General features: G+C 67.4%; 10 protein-coding genes. 4 read left to right on the forward strand and 6 right to left on the reverse strand.

Going from position 1 to position 18,056, the window contains the following annotated elements; translation table 11 throughout:
• The first annotated feature begins 110 nt into the window (after nucleotides 1–110).
• From ACFYOS_RS12365 to ACFYOS_RS12380, 4 genes are read left to right on the forward strand one after another with little or no spacing between them, the layout of a single operon-like run.
• A complete protein-coding gene (locus tag ACFYOS_RS12365) occupies nucleotides 111–1,553 on the forward strand; it encodes a hypothetical protein (RefSeq protein ID WP_387139187.1) in 1,443 nt (480 codons plus the stop codon).
• Nucleotides 1,550–2,272, forward strand: a complete 723-nt coding sequence (locus tag ACFYOS_RS12370; protein ID WP_387139190.1) for a hypothetical protein — start codon at nucleotides 1,550–1,552, stop codon at nucleotides 2,270–2,272. Before ACFYOS_RS12365 ends, ACFYOS_RS12370 begins: the two co-directional genes overlap by 4 nt.
• Entirely contained in the window at nucleotides 2,272–6,690 is a 4,419-nt protein-coding gene (locus ACFYOS_RS12375; RefSeq protein WP_387139192.1) for a hypothetical protein, read from the forward strand. The genes ACFYOS_RS12370 and ACFYOS_RS12375 overlap by 1 nt, the downstream gene beginning before the upstream one ends.
• Nucleotides 6,687–7,781: a Wadjet anti-phage system protein JetD domain-containing protein gene (locus ACFYOS_RS12380; RefSeq protein WP_387139195.1), complete on the forward strand. Its 1,095-nt coding sequence runs from the start codon at nucleotides 6,687–6,689 to the stop codon at nucleotides 7,779–7,781. Before ACFYOS_RS12375 ends, ACFYOS_RS12380 begins: the two co-directional genes overlap by 4 nt.
• Nucleotides 7,782–7,821: 40 nt before the next feature.
• Here ACFYOS_RS12380 and ACFYOS_RS12385 read toward each other — a convergent pair whose 3' ends face one another.
• The 6 genes from ACFYOS_RS12385 to ACFYOS_RS12410 form a co-directional block, all read right to left on the reverse strand.
• Nucleotides 7,822–10,809, reverse strand: a complete 2,988-nt coding sequence (locus tag ACFYOS_RS12385; protein ID WP_387139199.1) for an AAA family ATPase — start codon at nucleotides 10,807–10,809, stop codon at nucleotides 7,822–7,824.
• Nucleotides 10,806–12,047, reverse strand: a complete 1,242-nt coding sequence (locus tag ACFYOS_RS12390) for an exonuclease SbcCD subunit D (protein WP_387139201.1) — start codon at nucleotides 12,045–12,047, stop codon at nucleotides 10,806–10,808. Before ACFYOS_RS12390 ends, ACFYOS_RS12385 begins: the two co-directional genes overlap by 4 nt.
• Nucleotides 12,048–12,086: 39 nt before the next feature.
• Nucleotides 12,087–13,415, reverse strand: a complete 1,329-nt coding sequence (locus tag ACFYOS_RS12395; protein ID WP_387139204.1) for an AAA family ATPase — start codon at nucleotides 13,413–13,415, stop codon at nucleotides 12,087–12,089.
• Nucleotides 13,412–14,896, reverse strand: a complete 1,485-nt coding sequence (locus ACFYOS_RS12400; protein WP_387139599.1) for a hypothetical protein — start codon at nucleotides 14,894–14,896, stop codon at nucleotides 13,412–13,414. Before ACFYOS_RS12400 ends, ACFYOS_RS12395 begins: the two co-directional genes overlap by 4 nt.
• Nucleotides 14,897–14,898: 2 nt before the next feature.
• A complete protein-coding gene (locus tag ACFYOS_RS12405) occupies nucleotides 14,899–16,029 on the reverse strand; it encodes a hypothetical protein (protein ID WP_387139207.1) in 1,131 nt (376 codons plus the stop codon).
• Between the two features lie 66 nt (nucleotides 16,030–16,095).
• Nucleotides 16,096–16,899: a hypothetical protein gene (locus tag ACFYOS_RS12410; protein ID WP_387139210.1), complete on the reverse strand. Its 804-nt coding sequence runs from the start codon at nucleotides 16,897–16,899 to the stop codon at nucleotides 16,096–16,098.
• Nucleotides 16,900–18,056 lie beyond the last annotated feature (1,157 nt).

Consider the following 18,056-nt stretch of genomic DNA (forward strand, 5'->3'; position numbering starts at 1 on the left):
GGGAGAATCGCTTGGTAGTACATGGGCAGCCGCCCGATCTGTTCAGGGTCGAGGACAGCACTTCGGAGCCATCGACGATCGAGGTACGCTCGCCGGTTGGGGACGCGTCCGTGCGGGCGAGGTGGCGAGCGCTGGTTCTCACCGACCCGGTAGCTCGCCTGGTTCGTAACGCAGGACATGCCGGTATTGACGACGAAATCTTCGATCTGCGGCAGTTGGCCCTCGCCGCGATCGACGTGGCGGTTGCCTCGATGGGATTCGCCCGGCAAATCACTCTGGCGCAGTTGGTGGACACCGTCGCCGAGCTCGCCCGGCTGATGGACGACCGGGAAGACTCAGCGGCGGCGATTGAGGCTGCGCGGTGGGTGGTTCGGGGCCTGCTCAACGACGCCGAGAATCAAGGCAAATTTGTGTACGTCTTTCATGACGTACGTTCGGCGCCGCGCCGGCGGGAGGAGTACGCCTTCAAGCTGCTGTCGTTGCAAGACAGCCCGTCCGGCGCCGTCGTGCAGGCATCGCCGCAGGCGGTCATGCTTTACCTCAACGGCCTGAACCTCGATGTCGACGACGCCGAGGAGGCCCTGTCGGTGGTCTTGCGTCGCCAATTGGAGGACCGCCGTTTCGAGGCTGCTGGCCGAACTGCGGAGACGGCCGAGCGTGCCTCGGTGGCGATGGCGGCCACCCTGGCAGACATCATCGAGTCGACTCGCCGCGACGTGCGTTCAGCCGACTGGCTGGTGGATGTCCCAACACGACTGGCCCGTGCTCGCAAGCACGTGAAAGCTCGGATCGAAGCGGACGGCGAGGTGATCGGTCATGTCATGTCCGGCATCGATGCGGAGTCCGATGCCGCAGTCCGACGTGCGTCCGGTGATCTGGTGGAGACGTTGCAGCGGATCCGCGACGTGCACCTCGATCTCGCGTCTCGTGCCGCCGGCGCGCGGGAGGTGCTCCAGCAGGCGCAACTGCGTCAGGTGTTCAGCCGGCCCGTACGGTTGCGGCTGCTCAACGTCGAACGGGAGCTGTTCGAGCCGATCCTGACGATGAACACCGCCGAGGCGCAGACGGTCGGCGAGGCGTTCACCGACCGGATTCTAGGGTTTCGGCTGCCGCGGGTGCTGCACCTGGGCGACCTGGTAAACACTCTACTGGCCCCGACCCGGCAGGTCGCGCCGGTCGACTATGTGCCGGAGGAACCTGGCAACGCCGACGAGGCCGATGCCCAGGCATACTCGCCAGAAGTTATCGCGGCAGCCACGAGGATTCTGCGCCGGGCCGAACACGCACCTGTACCGCTCACCCAGCTTGTCGACGCCGCCACCGGCGTCGACCCTGACGAGGTGGACGGCGCGGTCGAGGACGTCATCGAACTAGTCACCCTCGCCGCTCTGTGGGCCTACGCTCCCGACCTGCCCGAACCGGGAGATTCACCGACCGCAGGCATCGACACGTTGATTGCTGCCCTGGCAGCAGAGCGCAACGGTCACACCATCGACCGGCCCATGGTCTGGGGCAACCAGTTGATGATCTCCTCGATTGAGACGGCCTCATGAGTATTTCTCTGGAAGACGTCCGGCGCGCCGCTGAACTGGTCAGCTTCGGACTGCGCCACGGCGCCCGGCCAACCGATGGCAACCCCTATGGCCTGCTGCTGCACCGCTACCGCACCGAGGCGGTGTTTCGTGACTTGGTCGACGTACTCGCCAGCGGATTCGGCCTCGTCGTGCTCGGGACTCCGGCACGCACCGGCATCGTGGTAACCACCCAGCCCGGCAGCGTCTTCGCGATCCGGACCGCCGACCTGCGCAGCACCAACATGAGCCCGGACGACAAACTGGTGGCCGGCCTGGTCACCCTTGCGATCGCCGCATACGCCTTCCCCCACCCGCGGGACCTCGACAGCACCGATGTCAAGATCGTCGAAGTCGTCAGCCTGGACACCTTCATTCGTTCGGCAGTTGCGCGTGTAGCCGCCACAACTGGCGAGGACGGCAACGACGCACAGGCACGCCGCGCCGCCGACATCTACGACCGGATGAGCGCCTTCCTGCCCAAAGCGAACCAGACCGGCCCGGCTAAGGGATGCACGCAGTGGGCAATCGGCGAGGTCCTCGGCTGGCTCGTCGACCGCGGCGCCGCCCGCCCCGCACCAACCATGGGAGCCACCACCTATCAGCTCACCGACCGGTTTCGGCTCTTGGTCGCCGACATCGGCGGCGGTGAAGCCCTCGAGGCGCTGCGCACTGCCCGACGCGAATCGGAGACCGCCTGATGCCTGCTCCTGCCCGGCTGTGGAAGATCCACCGGATCTACCTCGACCGCATCGGTGCCCCTGCTGCCCGTTTCCGCGACGTGTGGCTGGAGTTCGGCAGCCGCACCGGCAATCCGCTCGACACCATCCTGTGGATGCGCAACGGCGGTGGGAAGTCCACGCTCATCGCGCTGATCTGCGCATCGATCCGGCCAGCACGCAACGACTACCTCGCCACCGCGGAGACCGGCCGTCACCTTGAGGACTGTGTCTTGGGTGCCGACACTGCCCACATCGCGATCGAGTGGCAGGATCCCGACGGCCGGCGCATGGTCACCGGGGCCGTCTACGAATGGACCGACCGCGTCCAACCCGCCGACCCGAACGTCTCCTGGGAACAGCTGCAACAACGTTGGTACGCCTTCACCCCGTCGCGCCCGCTCGCCGAGATTGACCTCCTACCCTTCCACGACGTCAACCAGCACCCCACGACGCTGAAGGCGTTCGCCGACGCAATCACAGCACTGCCACCCGAGGCGGACTCTGTGGTGGTCGAGTACAAAGATCAAGGGAAGTGGACGAGCGCACTGCAGGACCGCGGCTTGGATCCCGGTCTGTTCACCGCCATCCTGAAGATCAACGCCAGTGAAGGCGGCATCGAGAAGCAGTTCAAGTTCTCCACCACCGACGATTTCGTGCGCTACTTGCTCAGCCTGGTCGGTGACTCTGCGACGTCTCGCAAGTTGTCAACGATGCTGGGCAAACATCGCGACAGCATCGCCCGGCACCCGCGGCTGCGCACCGAGCTCGACTTCACACAAGAAGCCGTCGAGCACCTCGGCTTACTCAAGGACGACCATCAGCGACTCCATGAAGCCGCGGATGTCCGCGCCACGAAGCGCCGCCGTGCACGAGCACTGGCTGCTTCCTTCGCCGCGACAGCCGCGCAGGCCCGCGCCCAGATCGCCCGCCACAGCACGGACGCCGACCACCAGCGCGACCGTCAGAAGCAGGCCGCCGACAGCGCCGATGCCTACGAGCGTCTGCACCGCGAGTACCAGTGGTGGGCAGCATACCTGCACGAAGAAGCCGCCCGAGCCGCCAGCACAGCAGCGAAGAAGATCGTCACCGAGCGCCGCCGGCTACGCGAGGCGTGGCAGCTGGTCCCCGATGTCGTCCAGCACACGGAGTTGTCAGCACAGCTTGAGGGCCTCCGCGAGCAACAAACTCGCGACGAAGCCGACGCCGCGCCGGTCCGCCACCGCTACCAGCGCGCTGCTGCCCAGCTGATCGCGGTGCTGGAACGATCCCGACGCGAACTCGAACCGATGATCGCCGCCAACGTTGAGGCCGCCGCCGCTGCCGAAGGTGAACTGGAGAAGGCTCGGGACAAGATCGGGCACGTTGATCGCGAACTCGGTGCTTTGACCGCCGAGCGCACCCAACTCAGGCACAGCATCACCGTGTTCGAGACGGCGGTCGCCCAGGCTGTCGCCGGTAAGCACCTGCCAGCCGACGCTGACCTGGCCAACACGCACACAGCATGCGCCAGCCAGCACGCACGGTTGCTGCGCCAGATCGACGTGGAGCTACCCCAGGCGGTTGCCGCGCTGGCCGAGGAGCGTTCGCCCATCGACGTCGAACACGACGACCTGGCCACACAGATCGCCAACCTCGAAGCCGCGCTGCGCGAACTCAACCGCGAACGCCAGCCGCTGCTTGACCGGATCAACCAGCTGAGCACGCACAACCGGCTCACCCTGCTGGCGCAGGCCGACACCGTTGACCCGATCGCCGCAAACGACACTCTCAAACAGGCACTGAACGAAGCGATCATCGCGATCGACCGCGAACGTATCGATCTCGCCGTCGATGACGCCGACGACCGGCGAGCGCTGCGATCACTCGCTCAGCAACCCGGCCTGCTCCCGGCATCGCTCGACCTGACGCGAGCCGCCGACGTCCTGCGTGAACACAACATTCCCGCGGCTACCGGCTGGCACTACCTCGCCGACGCGGTCGCACCCACGTTGTGGCAGCGCGCCATCGCGACCGCGCCATCCCTGGTCGCCGGCCTGCTCGTGTACGACGCTGGCGATCTGGACGCCGCCCGAAAACACCTGGAAGCAGCTGCTCTCACCCCCGGCACCACCGTGCAGGTTTCCACCACCCATGCCCTGCAGGCCGCCATCGACGCCAGCACAAGAGCGGTGGACGGCTTCGTCGTACCGCCGGCGGCGGCACTCTTCGACCGTAACGCTGCCGCCATTGAGATCGAACGCCGGGAGGCGGCCCGCGCGGCCCGCGACGAGCACATGCGTCAACTTGAACTCGCCCGCGACCGCGACAAGCAGCTGATCGACGAACTCACGCTCCTGGCCACCAATTGCCCTCCGGGCCACCTCGAGCACCTAGCCGCCGAGCACAAGCGCATCACCTCCGGTGTCGGCGCCGCGCGGAAACGCCACAGCGAGCTCACCGGGCTGCGGGTCGGCTTCGATGCTCGCGCTGCGGAACTGCGCCAACAACGTGAGGAGGTCACCCGAGAGGAAAGGATCACGAGTTCCCGGGATCAGATCCTCGGCGTCCTGGCCCAGCAACTGCCCGCCATCACAGAGATCCGTGCTCGGCTAACGCAGATACCCGCCGCACGGAAAGACCTTGAGGCTACGCGGGCGACCGCGGTGGCATCCGAACAGCAGCACCGTCGGACCGCCGAGCGCGCGAATGGCGACGTTGGCCGTAACCGGCGGACCGTCGCCGAGTTCCTGCGCGAGGCCACCGAGCTCGCCGACGCCGCAGGCGAGGCGACCGCCGACGCCGAGGCTGTCACGCTTGCGCAGGCGCGAAGCACATTCGACACCGCTCGCACGGCCTATCAAATTCACGCATCTCGCAACGTGATCGACGCTCAGATCGAAAGCCTTGTTGTACAGACCTCGCGCCTGGCCGCCGCCATAGCCACGGCCGACCAGGACGTCCTGCACCTCGCCCGCGACCTTGCCGCCACCCCCGCTGCGGCCGACCCTGCGGTGACCGCCGAGCTCGCAGCGACTGCGGAGGAGCAGTACGCTACGGCGGTAGGCGAGGCGGCCGTCAAAGGCGCCGAAGCCACCACCGCCAACGCGGCGCTGCAGAAGGCCAGCGTCGAACGCCCGACTCGGGCCGAACTGATGCTGCCGGTCACCGAACCCGCCGATCTCGACCTCGCTCTGCACCTGCGGGCCGACACCGACGAACAGCAGAAGCATCACCGTACACAGCAACAGGCCGCAGCGAACGTCCTCGCCAGCCTGGATACGAAGATCGAGCGTCTGACGAACGACGCCGAGCAGTTCGGCAGCCTCGCTACCAGCCTCATCAGCGACGACGAGCAAGCCGCATGTGCCGCGGATGCGCCCACCGCCTACGCGGGAGCCATCACCGAGGCCATGGCCGAGGCCGACACGGCACGCAAAGAACTCGCCAAAGCCGACCGAAACTTCAACACCGCCCGCAACGCCGTCACCGAACGCGGGCACGCCATCAACCGCTGGGTCGGCGAGGCTCGATTCGCTACCGTCTCCGCTGAGGTGAAGGACCGGTTCACCGGCGGCGAACACACCACGGGCTTGGCTGAGGAGGCCGACCACCTCATTGCCGAAATCGCCCTCTATCGTGCAAATCTTCAAGGACAGCTTGATGAAGTCGAGCAGGACAAAGAGATCGTCGTCTCCGCCCTTTGCGAAGAAGCGCGCACCTGCCTCAAGATGCTGCAACGTGCCCAGACGCAAGCGCAGCTCCCGCCTGGCATCGGCGAACACCTCAAGAATCGCCGTTTCCTCGACGTCGGCCCAAAGTCCGGCGTCGATACCACCCCTGCTGTCATGCGCAGCCGCATCAGCACTCTCGTCGACGGCCTCGTGCGGAGCGAAGCCAAGACACAGCCTGATGGCAAGACCCTAACCTGGCAGGCTGTCTGCGCCGCCGTCGGCGGCCCCGGCAACTTCATCGCCCGCGTCCTGAAGCCCTCCACCAACCTCGCTGACGAACGTGAACCCGTCGAACGCATGGGCAAGTGGTCCGGCGGGGAGAAGGTCACTATCAGCCTGTTGCTGTTTTGCATGCTGGCCCGCCTACGCGCCGCCAGCCGCGGCACCGATCATCCCGGCCTGGGCGTCCTGCCCATGGACAACCCCCTCGGCACCGTCAACTACGTCGCGTTCCTGGATCTGCAACGACGGGTCGCCGCCGCCAACGGCATTCAACTCATCTTCCTATCCGGCCTGGCCGACATGCGCGCCATCGGCCGCTTCCCCAACATCATCCGGATGAAGAACACCCACAACCACGATCGTACCTACGCCCAGGTCAGCGAGCGTGACGTCAACGACGACACCCTCGCCACCGCCATCACCACCGCGAGGCTCACCTTTCCCCTCCAAGAGAGCCTGCTGTGACCGGCCTCAGCCCGCTGGCCCGTCACTTGGCCACAGCCGTCACCGCCCACCGGACCGCCCGGATACCGCTCGGCGTCCTGCGGACCGCAGCCCATACCGCGGACCTCTCGCTCGCCGGCGACCCCGACGCGCGTCGCAGAATCGCCGGCGCGCTCGACGAACTCGCCACCGCCGGCGTCATCCGCAAACCAGCAACCACCACACGGGCTGCCTGGGACCACACCCTCCAGCCACCATTGCCCAACTGGGTCCAACGCCCCACCGCACAACGACGTCCAACAGCCGTCCCGACGGCGGTTTCCACCACCTGGCATGCACGACTCGCGTGGGCCGCCGCGTTCGTCGCCACCGAACGCCCCACCGACCACGAACTCGCCCTGCTCCATGCGGCGAACCGCTACCTTGCGGGACACCAACCACCCGAGATCGTCCCGATGCGGGAACGCTCCTGGGAATTGCTCCACGAAGAGAAGGCCCTCGACGCCCTCAGCCGGGGACGGCTGTTCGCCTTGAACCGCCTTACCCTGGCGGACCTGCGGTGCGAACGCATACCCTTGCCTCTCGTTCAGTGGCAGATCGGCGAGGGCCCCGCCGCGCTTCTGGTCGAGAACCACACCACCGCCCACAGTCTCGCCTGCTGGCTGCCTGCGGACGGCACCGTCGGCACCGTCATGTGGACCGGGGGCAGCCAGCTCCCGCAGATTCTTGCCTCAATGCCGGCAGACTGGTCAGGTCCTCTGTACTATTACGGAGATCTCGACCTGCGCGGTATCGAGATCGCCGCCGACGGGGACCATCACGCCCAAGCCCTCGGGCTCGGTCCACTGACCCCGGCATCGAGCCTGTACCGACTGCTGCTGAATGTCGGCGCACCGATCAAACCCAGGACACGCGCCCGGATCATCGCCGCCGACCACGCCATCCTCAACTGGTTCCCACCCGACCTGCGTACACCGATCGGCGTCATCATCGCGGCAGGCCTGCGCATCCCTCAGGAAGCCACCGGCCGCAGCCAACTGGTCAACCTCGACCCGAAAGACTTCGACCCCTGCGGCGCCCCGGCAAGCCCTCAATGCTCGCCGGGGCGTTGATGGCCCGGCGGTCACCGACCACGCAGCACGGCCTTGCACGTCACGAGTGCAGCCCTTCGGCGTCTGCGGCGTCGGCGAGGGCGACCAGCTCAGCCTCGGTCGCCCACCGCAGGCTGCTGCCGATGGGTGATTTGGTGACCCGGATCAGGGATGTCACGTGCTGGGCGACGGCCAGCATGTGGCTGATGACGACGACCAGCCGTCCGGCGCTTGCCTGGGTGGACAACGCGTCGAGTGCCTCGGCCAGCGCCGACTGGTCGAGTGTCCCGAAGCCTTCGTCGAGGAAGAGCGCCTCAGCCCGGCCGCCGCTACTGCTGGCGTGTTCAACGAGTGCCAAGGCTAATGCCAAGCTGGCCTGGAACGTCTCTCCTCCAGAGAGGGTTTTCACGTCCCGCAGGCGGCAGGTGTGCTCGTCCCACACCTGGAAGTCGGTGCCGAACGAGAACCGTCCGAGGGACATGCCGCGCAGGAGTCCGGTAGCGGTGCCCAGCAACGTTTGCTGCCGCTCGTGGACGACATCGGCCACGAACTTTCCGTCGCCTAGGAGTTTCACCAGGGCATCGAGCCCGTCCACGTGTGGTTGCGCGATCTCGAGACGAGCGACGAGTTCGTCGTACTCGAGCGTCTTGACGGTGGCGTCCTGATACGTGCGGTCGGCGACCGCCTTGCGCCCAATCGCATCGGTGAGTGCCTCTTCGAGCGGCTTACCGCCGGTCGGCGCTTCAGCGATGATCGCGGCGCTCTTCTGCGCACACCGGCGTCGGACCTCGCCGAGCTGGACCAGCTGATGGTCGGCGGACGTCATCGCGGCCAGTGCCTTCTCGGCGACGTGGGCGGCCCACTCGGAGTGGACGTTGACGTCGTCTGTGACGTCGATGTCGGGTGCTTCCGGTAGCGACAGCGTCGCCGCGATCGCGACCTGTGCGGTTCGGAGCTTCAGCGCTGTTTGGCTGGCAGTCCTGGCCGGCTTGGTGACGTGTTCGGCGCGGCGGGCGGTGAGTTCCTGGCGCAGGTTGCCGATCTGCACGAGGTCGCCGTCGATTTCGTCGATCGTCTTCCAACGTTCGGCGAGGTCTTCCTGCTCGCGGGTGGCGGCCTCCTGCCGCGCGACCACGGCGTTCGCGGTCGGCTCGTCGGGCCGGTAGCGTTCCGGCACCTGCTTGATGAGCTCGACAATTCCGGCCCAGAGCGTCGCCAGTTCACGTTCTTCGCGGTCCACCGCGGCGGCATCGCGGTCGACCTGGTTGCCGAGGGCTTTGGCCTTGGCGGCGGCCTCCGTCTTGCTCTTGCGCAGCGCCGCAGCGGCTTCGGAGAGGGCGGCCTGCTCGTCGACGGCCCGCTGCAAGGCGGACAGGTAGTCGGCGAGGATCGCGTCGTCCTCGGATTCCAGCATGATCGGGCCGAGCTGCGCGGTGAGGGCGTCGATGGCGTGCTGCGTCCGCGTGTTCTGCGCCGTGAGGTCCTGTGTTGCTCGGGCAGCACGGGCCTGCGCCTCACGGTGAGCGGCAACCGCCTCGGTGACCGCCTCACCGGCCTTTTGGGCCTTCCGCTGCACGGAGGTGAGGGCGCGCTGCGCAGCCTTGAGGTCGGGTGCGTTGGGCGGGGCGAACCCGTCGGGCAACGGGTGTTCGCACACCGGGCATGCGTCGCCGGGTGCCAAACCTTCACCGGCGTGGGCGGCGGCGTTGGCACGCCGCTGGTCCTGGAGTGCCGCATCGACGGCGGCGACCTCGCGGTCAAGGTCGGTGGCGGCTTCGCGTGCCTTCTCCACGTCCGCGGCCGTCTCGGCCGCCGCGCCGTCGAGACGCTGCTTGGTGGCGGCGAACTCGTGGCGTTGCTCGGTGAGGCGGCGGGCGTCGGCGAGGGCGGCGCGAAGCTTCGCCAGATCGTCCTTGAGCCCATTGACGACACAGGTGCGTTCGGTCAGGGTGGCGTCTGTCTGCGTGAGCAGCGGCTGGTGCCGTGTGTCTTCGGCAGCGGCTGCCGAGGCTTCCACTCGCAGGGTGTCAAGGGCCTCCACCTCCGCTCGGTGGCGGTCGCGACGCTGCGCCGTGCTGATAATGCGTTCGTGCAGCTGAGACAGTTGTCGCACTGCGGTCGTAAGGGCGTTGGCCTGCGCGCCGCCGGGCCGGAAGTCACCCAGCTCAGCGAGAAGTTGCTCCCGTCGGATGCGCAGCGGGTCGGCTCGGTCGGTGAGTTCGTGTTCCTGGTCGGTGATCTCACGGTCGAGGTCGGCCAGCTGACGCAGTCGCTGCGGCGCATCGGTTTGGGCGGCTTTCGACAGGGCTGTCCGCAGCTTGGTGAGGGCGGCGTGTTGTTCGCCTGCGACCTTCTCCTCCTCGACGAGACCGGCGACGGCTGCCTGCGCTGCTCTGAGGTGGCCGAGCTGCACGCTGATTGCTTCCGCCTCAGCAGCGGCGGCCTCGGCGGTCGCGCGGGGGTCTCCGAGTGCCGTTTTGCGGGCGCGCAGGTCGGCGATGGCAGGGGTGAGCGCGTCGCGGTGCTGGCGGGCATAGTCCACGATCGTGTCGAGGATGTCGAGACCGAGCAGACCTTTGAGGATCTTGGCGCGCTCGCCGTCGCTGGCGTGCAGCAGTTGCTCGAACTTGCCTTGTGGCAGGAGGACCGAGCGGAGGAATGTCTTGTTGTCCATGCCGACGAGGTCAGCGACGCGTTGAGTGACGAACCTGCCGTGGACGACCTCGCCGCCGTCGAGCGACTCGAGCTTGTGGATGGTTCCGGTGGGCTTCCTCGACAGTTGTCGCGTCACCCGCCAGGGGCGCCCACGGGCCTCGAATTCCAGAGTCGCGGTCATGGTGCCGTCGCCGCCGTCGGCGATCAATACCTTCGGGGATGGGGTGTCCCAGGTTGGGGTTCCGAAGAGCGCGAAGTTGATCGCCATCAGGATGGTCGACTTACCGGCGCCAGTATCGCCGGTGATCCCGACGAGGTCGTGGCCACGGAAGTCGATGTGCTGCCGGCCGACGTACGAGCGAAACCCGGAGAAGGTGAGCTGCAGCGGCTTCATGCGGCACCGCCGGTCAGGGTGCGGAGCTGTTCCTCGGCCGGGAAGTACGGGTCGCGCTCGTCCTGCGCCGCGGCAAGGAACTCGGCCATCATGCTGGTGACCGTGTCGATCGGCGCGGTGCCCGCGCCGTGCTCGTTCACGTACTGCTCGAACGATTCGAGCAGGCTGCGCTGCAGCGGTATCTGCCCGGGCTCGACGACATCGTTGCGCGGCTCGGCGCCGGCGACGCGTTGCTGCACGTCCAGCACCCGGGCCTTGGCGAGCAGGGTGTGGACGCGTTGGGCGAGGGCGGGTTCATACGCCGGGGTGTGCACTGTGACCAGGCACAGCGCGTCGCCGATGGTGCCGGCTTGTTTCTGCAGCTCGTCCCAGGTGCCGTCGAACTTGATTAGGGCTCGGCCGCCGCGGAGCGGGACCTCCTCACACACGGTCGGCCTGCCGGGCTTTACGGTCACGAGGGCCACGCTCTTGCGTTGCCCGGCCTCGCCGAAATCGAGCGGGATCGGCGAGCCTGCGTAGCGTCCGACGACCCGGCCGGGCAGCGGCTGCGGCTGGTGGATGTGGCCGAAGGCGGCGTAGTTCACGGCGGGGATGGCGTCCGGGTCGATGGCGAACTCTTCGGTGGTGTGGCGGGCCCGCTCGCTGCCGGCGAGTCCGGCGCCGGTGACGTGCATGTGGGCGGTGAACAGGGTGACCTCGGTCCGTGGGTCCAGCCCGCCCGACAGGCCGGCGGCGATCCGGGCCTGCAGGTCGGCGAGCTGTTCGCGGTAGGTGCTCGACCAGGACTGGGCGCCGGGGACGGTGGTCATGCGTTGGGGGTAGATGAACGGCAGGACGCCGATCCGGGCGCGGGTGCCGTCACGGCCCGGCACGACCAGATAGTCACCGTTGGCACCGAGCGGCTGGCTGACGAAGTGCAACTGGTGCAGGCGGCCGAGCTTGTCGAGGTAGCGGTGCAGGGCGACGTTGTCGTGGTTGCCCGCGACGACGATCGTGGGGGCGATCGCCGCCAGTTCGGCGAGCCAGCCGACGACGCGTTCGATGTCGATGTGGCCGACCCTGGAGTGGTCGATCAGGTCCCCGGAGTGCAGGATGCCGTCGGGTCGGTGTTGCTTGGCGATGTCGATGATTTCGGTCATGGCGTCGGCGAGGTCGGACATTCGGGGCTCGTTGTAGGTGGTCCGGCCGGCATGCCAGTCGGAGGTGTGCAGAAAGAGCATGGCGATGTCGCCTTTCATCCGGCTACGTCGCGGCGCAGCCTGAGGCATCGGGAGTGGTCAGTGGAAGGCGCTGACGCGGTGGTTGGCCAGGTGGGCGAGGACGGCCTGGTTGGCCTCCCACCCGTCGGGGAACTTGATGAAGTCCTTGAGGTGCACGGGTTCGGTGCCGGGGTGGGCGTCCAGGAGTTCGGGGATACCGCGGCGTCCGACCACGATGCAGGCGTGACGGTGCCGGGATGTCAGCACGCACAGTCGGCCGGGGGTGAGGTGGAACGGTGTCGCGTCGATCCGTCCGGACAGTGGATGCAGGATCACGGTGATGTCGAATTCAGCGCCTTGCAGCCGGTTCGCGGTGTCCACCCGGATCCCGTGCGCTATCTCGCCGTGGTCCCGCAGCGCTCGGGTTATGGCGGCGACCTGGTCGCGGTGCGCGGCGCCGACGGCGATCCGAGCGGCGGTGAGCCGCCGGCCGTCAGGGGCTTGTTCGCAGCTCGTTTCGGTGCCGCGTTGCAGGAGCCGGACGGCGACGTCTGCGGTTGCAGCGACCGTCTCGGCGTCGGTCCGCAAGGTGTTGCGGTGCGGTAGCTCGAGGAATCCCCATCCGGTGTCCGCGGCGAGGTCGATCACTTCGTCGACTGCCGTGCGTCGGATCCCGACGGTTGGCACATGTATCGTGCGTTCGTCGTCGTGGGTGCCGGGAGTGAACTCGGAAAATGGGTAGAAGGCCGTCTGGACCAGGCGTGTGGCGCTGGCTGGCAGCCGCCAGGTCACGGGCAGTTCGTGCGGGACGATGTCCGGGTTGTTGCGCAGCAACACCGCCACAGCGCTCTGCATCGGGTCCCAGGGCAGGCCGGCCCACCGTTCCCCGTCGATGGGGGAGAACGGATCCAGCTGTCCCGGGTCGCCGACGAACAGCATCTGCTTGAACAGCGGCACGATCAGCAGCAGCATGTCCGAGCGCATCTGGTATGCCTCGTCGACGATGGCCCAGGGCCACGTCCGGGCGGTCTGCACCTGCGCCCACTTGGCGGCGGTGCCGACCACGACCCGGCAATCTGGCAGGTCATCGACGCGCGATGCGACTTGGACGCTGGGCAGGAGCAGCGTGGGCGGCGGCAGGTAGCCGTCGCGGGACAGCCGTCCGACCATCAGGCCGGGTAGCCGCGTCGCGATCTTGGCGACGAGGTCGTCGACCTGTGCGTTGGTCTGGGCGACGACCACCACGGTGTCACCGGCCGTGGCGATCTCAGCCGCGATGCGCCCGACCAGGGTGGACTTGCCGGCTCCGGGCGGAGAGTCGACGACGACGCCCCGGCGACCGCCGTTGGTGAACGCGGTGAGGATCTCTGCGGTCTTGATCTCCGCGCGGTCTTGAGGTGAGGTCATGACCAGTCCTCCGCCGCGTCCTCGACGACGGGCCCGGAGTCAGGTGGCGGGCCGCCGTGCGTCCAGGGGGTTTCGTCCCGCGTCGGCCAGGGCCGGCGCCGGACGAACGCCTCGGTCACGCTCGTGTACGTGACGTCCTCGCCGAGCACGGGAACCGAGCCGGGCTTTGCGGTCTGGCCGCTGCCCATCTGGTTCTGCAGCTCAAGTTCGATACGCCAGCCGTCCTCGGTCTCGGTGACCGACTCGATGACCGCCTGCTGGCCGTTGCGGGCCGGGTCGTACACGTGCTGGCCGACGTCGAGATGGACCTGGTCGGCGGTTGCCACCGTGACCAACGGACGCAGCACGCTGCGACGCGACCCGGGCACGCGGCGAGTCGCGTCGACATCGGCGACCTGCCCGGCGAACGCCTCACCAGTGAGCCGATGATCCGCAATCACCAGCGGGTCGTCGTAGGCGCGTTGCGCCTCGAACGCGGCCATCCGCTGTTCCAGCTCGGCAAGTCGATGGGCGCTGCGGCCGGCGCTGTCGCGTTTGGCCTGCGGTCTGCCACCGGTCGCCAGGTATTGATGAAACGAAGTGAACCGGTCACGTTGCTGTTCCCACCGTTTCGAAACCCGCGGCGCCTCAGGCACATCGCGCAGCAGGTCGATCGCCGTCCACACCAGCTCCCAGGTTGGACGCATTTGCTCTTGCAGCATCGCGGTCAGCCGCCGGTGAACGGCGCTATGCGCCGCCGAGGTCCGCGCGGCGGCCAGGTCCCGCAGCGCGGGTTCCAAGAAAAGCCGGTCGAAGGTCGGATCGGTGGACGGACCGGCCGGTGGGCACAGCTGTGGGTTCTCCGCCCGGCTGACTGCCGAGGCAACGTCCATCCCTTCGGGCGGGTCGAGCCAGGCCATCTGAGCTGCGAGATTGCCGTCTTCGAGATCGCTTTGGCCGGTCGCCCACACCGCAGCTATCGCCCGGGTCGCCGCGATCAGCGCGCCGGTGTCGGCGAACTCGGCCTGCTCCGCGAACCAGGTCAGCCAGATGCCGAGGTCGCGCACCTTCTTCGGCACCGCCCACGGTCCTTCGATCTGCCGTAGCCTCGTCATTCGACCCAACGTGCGGACGAACTCGATACCTGCCGGGTTCGGTACCCAGATCTGTGGGGCGTCGACGACCCGAATCCGCGCATTCGGCCCCGGACCGGTGACCTGTGTCCGTTGCGCGGCCATTTCGATGGGGAACAGCAGCTCGCTGGCGAGCCTACCGGCGAACTGCAGTCGCTCCGCTCGTTCACGTGGCTGCCGAGTGACGATCAGAGTCGGCCGGGCACGGTCGCGGCCGACCATCGCCGCGAGCGGCGCGTTGGTCTCCCCGGCCAAGGTGAGCGGCACGATGACGATCGGATTCGGCGAGATGTACTGGTGTCGGAAGACGGTCAGGCGCTGAGGGGTCATCGAGTAGGCCGCCAGCGCCTTGGCCAAGGAGGTCAGCATGGTCACCGGACAGCCCCCAACGCTGCCTCGCGCATGCCGTAGGCCCTTCGCAGCAGATCAGCCGCCTGCTGCTGGCCGGCGTCCGGCTCCCGCCGGCCGGTGGCCAGTTCGACCGCCTCCTTGATCGAGTCGATGCCGCCCAGATCTTCGCGTACCACTCGGCCCAGTACCGGCACCATGCCGCTCGCCTCCGACCGGCACACCCCACCCAGCTCGCAGGCGCCCAGGCACTCCGGCGAATACCGGGCGGTGACCTGGAAGACCGCCGCCGCGAGCTCCTGAGGATCGCGTGTCGGCCGACCGGCGTCATCCAACCGCAAGTCGAACGAGAGGTCCGGCGGCAGGAAGCGCAGCAGGCTTTCCACACTTTCCATCCGGTCCAGCTGCCGCTTCAACGTTGCCAACTGCTTGCGAACGTCGAGCAGTTCCGCAACCGGTTGATTGCTGAAGTCCTTCGGGCATACGAGCACGACCTGGTCCGACACCATGCCAGGGTCCAGTCCGGCCGTCTGCAACATCTCCCGCATCGCGAGCACGTACACCGCGGACTGTTGCGCGGCAGCCGCCACCTTGCCGGAGTCCGCGGTGCCGTCCAAGATGGCGAAGGACTTGATCTCCACGATGAAGAACTGGTTGCCGAGTTTGAACGTGATCAGATCCGGTTCGATCCGGACCTGCACGCCGTTCACGGTGAGCTGCAGGATCGGATGGTCGAACAACGTCCCGGTCGGCTCATTCGACTCTGCCGACGCCTGCAGGGCGCGCTGCGAGCGACGCAGCCGCGAGGTGATCCTGTCGTCGGTGTCGGCCGGGTTGAGGTCGTGATAGTGGACCTCGGCGACCGGCAGCCTGATGTGTTCGCGCAACAAGCGCAGCAGCTCAGCACATCCGTCCGCCTTCACCTTGGCCTCGAAACCCCTTCCACGGGCGATGGCGATGCTTGACATCTGGCCGATGGAGATACGCACGCCCAGCCCTTGCGCAATCTGCCCTTTGTCGATACCTGCGGCATCGAGCAGCGTGCGTCGACGGCAACCAGGGTTCGCCGCGAGCGCGGCGAGTGTGCGGGCGTTGTGCGGCTTTCGCGGCGCCGCACCTCGCAGAGCGTTCAAACGATCGTCGACGGCAGACATGTCATCCTTCGGAGGACGGGTCCGAATCTTCGCGGGATCCGGGCCGCCGGATGGGGGAAGTAGGATCTAGCCTTTCGTGACGGACCGAACTGCTTTGAGCTGCTGGCCCCCGAACAGTTGTTCCGCGTCGGAAAGCCGCCGCGCACGCTCAGCCGCAGCCTCACGTTGCTGCCGGTCGGATTCCTCGTGAATCTGCAGCTCCGCTTGTGCCGCGGCGATAAGCCTCGACGGCTCGAACTCCTCGGTGGAACCGCTGGCACCTGGGATGTTGTTGGTGAACGGCCACAGGAGGCGGATCGACTGCGGTCCAAGCTCCCCGGTGGTCTGCAGGTGGCGAACCAGCCGTACCGCGGCGGTAAGAAAGTCAACCCTGGGCGACAGTGGACCCATGATGCGGCGATCCAGCGGCCACGTGGATATCGCTAAGAGGCCACGCACCGCCACGAGCTGGTCAGCTGCCAGGGCAGCACACACGTAATACGGTCGGGAGTACGGCGCCGCGCGGAAGGATCGCTCCTCGTCGCGCCGAAGACTGGCCAGCTTGGTTGCAATCAGTCCGCCCGCGAACAACGCCTCGTGCGTCGCGACGATCAGCCGCGGCGCCGCAGCGACCCCGAGCACCGTAAGGACCTGATGGACCTGCTCGCGAACGGGGAACAACGACATGCCCGCTGGCAGCGTCGCCGGCGGTGACGGCGCCGACACCGAGTCGTCGGACTCCAGCAACGCCGAATCCCAACTCAGCTCCGCCGCCCGCAGCTCCGCGCGCAGACGCGGGACGGCGGCACGCTCGCCGGCGGCAAGTGCCTGGCGAAGGCGACCGCGAAGCTGCGAGATCCGCTCCTCGAGTTCGTCCATGGTTTCGGGCATGGCAAGGACCGTATCACAAGTTCCAAGTTTTTCCAGGGAGTTCCAAGATTAGTCGGTGGGGCAGCCACGCCGATCGCCACGCGAGGCCAACGGCCTCACCGCCCCCGATCCCAACCGCCTGACTCGAACAGCAGGGTCAAGAAACCAGCGGTGCCCGCTCCGAGCGGAGCGGCCCGGATACCAGGGATGTGACTTACCGCTCGGTCGTCTATGCGCCGTCTTCGCCGACACCCTCGACGGTTTGTGCCACGCCTGCCGTCGCCGCCCCGGGCACGTCTGTCAACGTCGGTTGACCATGGCCACCTCACCAACCGGTGCAGCAGACCCCGAGCTTCCTCGAAGGCTGCGGCGAGCTACAGCCACAGACCAGGCTGCAATACGCCATTGTGTCCACATCGACGCCCTGACGAAGCTGCCGCTCCAGCACGACGGCGCGCAGGAATGGTCGCCGGGGGCCACCGGCATGCCAGTCCTGAGCAGTTGAGATGTTCCGCAGGGCACCCGCCGTGCTGGTGTTCGACCTTCAACGGCTGGCACGAGCCGGGCGGTTGCCATGCCGGCTTGGCGTCGGTACGCCAGGGAGCTGCCTGCTCCCAATCTGCTCCCAATTTAAGGGGCAACAGCGGAGAAGCCCGTTACCGGTGATTCCGGTAACGGGCTTCCTGCCTGCCTATATTCATGGTGGGCGATACTGGGATCGAACCAGTGACCTCTTCGGTGTGAAGCAGGACGCTCCACCCACTCTGACCTGGGAAAACGCAGAACCGCAGGTCGGCGGTGGTGCCGTTGAGCGCTGTTCGATGGCGTTGGGTGCAGTTGACTGCCGTTCAGCGCACCCGGTTGCTCCCACCCCGCTCCCCCGGCCCCGCCACGGGTAAGCCTCCGGACGGTGGGGACGACGGGGTTTCGGCGGAGGGGTGAACGGCGGCGCGTACCTGGCTTTCCTTACGGGTTGAGTTGGTCGCCGGCGGCGGTGTCGAACGGTGGCCCCGCCCAGGCAGGGTCTTCGCCGCGAGCCGGTCGCGCACACCTTCGACCAGTTCGGTGCCGCGATCGACCTGGCGTTTTGCCCGCTGGGACCTGGCCCACATGCACATGTTCACGATGGGCGACCGGACCGAGATCACGCCGCTTGAGTTGTGGGACGACAAGCACCC

This window comes from Micromonospora sp. NPDC005806, assembly GCF_042871425.1.
In the GTDB taxonomy this organism is placed as follows: Bacteria; Actinomycetota; Actinomycetes; order Mycobacteriales; family Micromonosporaceae; genus Micromonospora.

Bases quoted from the DNA above. Each gene is read 5' to 3' on its own strand.
- ACFYOS_RS12370 (WP_387139190.1), top strand. From the start codon at position 1,550: ATGAGTATTTCTCTGGAAGACGTCCGGCGCGCCGCTGAACTGGTCAGC.
- ACFYOS_RS12375 (WP_387139192.1), top strand. From the start codon at position 2,272: ATGCCTGCTCCTGCCCGGCTGTGGAAGATCCACCGGATCTACCTCGAC.
- ACFYOS_RS12385 (WP_387139199.1), bottom strand. From the start codon at position 10,809: ATGAAGCCGCTGCAGCTCACCTTCTCCGGGTTTCGCTCGTACGTCGGC.
- ACFYOS_RS12390 (WP_387139201.1), bottom strand. From the start codon at position 12,047: ATGAAAGGCGACATCGCCATGCTCTTTCTGCACACCTCCGACTGGCAT.
- ACFYOS_RS12395 (WP_387139204.1), bottom strand. From the start codon at position 13,415: ATGACCTCACCTCAAGACCGCGCGGAGATCAAGACCGCAGAGATCCTC.
- ACFYOS_RS12400 (WP_387139599.1), bottom strand. From the start codon at position 14,896: ATGCTGACCTCCTTGGCCAAGGCGCTGGCGGCCTACTCGATGACCCCT.
- ACFYOS_RS12405 (WP_387139207.1), bottom strand. From the start codon at position 16,029: ATGTCTGCCGTCGACGATCGTTTGAACGCTCTGCGAGGTGCGGCGCCG.
- ACFYOS_RS12410 (WP_387139210.1), bottom strand. From the start codon at position 16,899: ATGCCCGAAACCATGGACGAACTCGAGGAGCGGATCTCGCAGCTTCGC.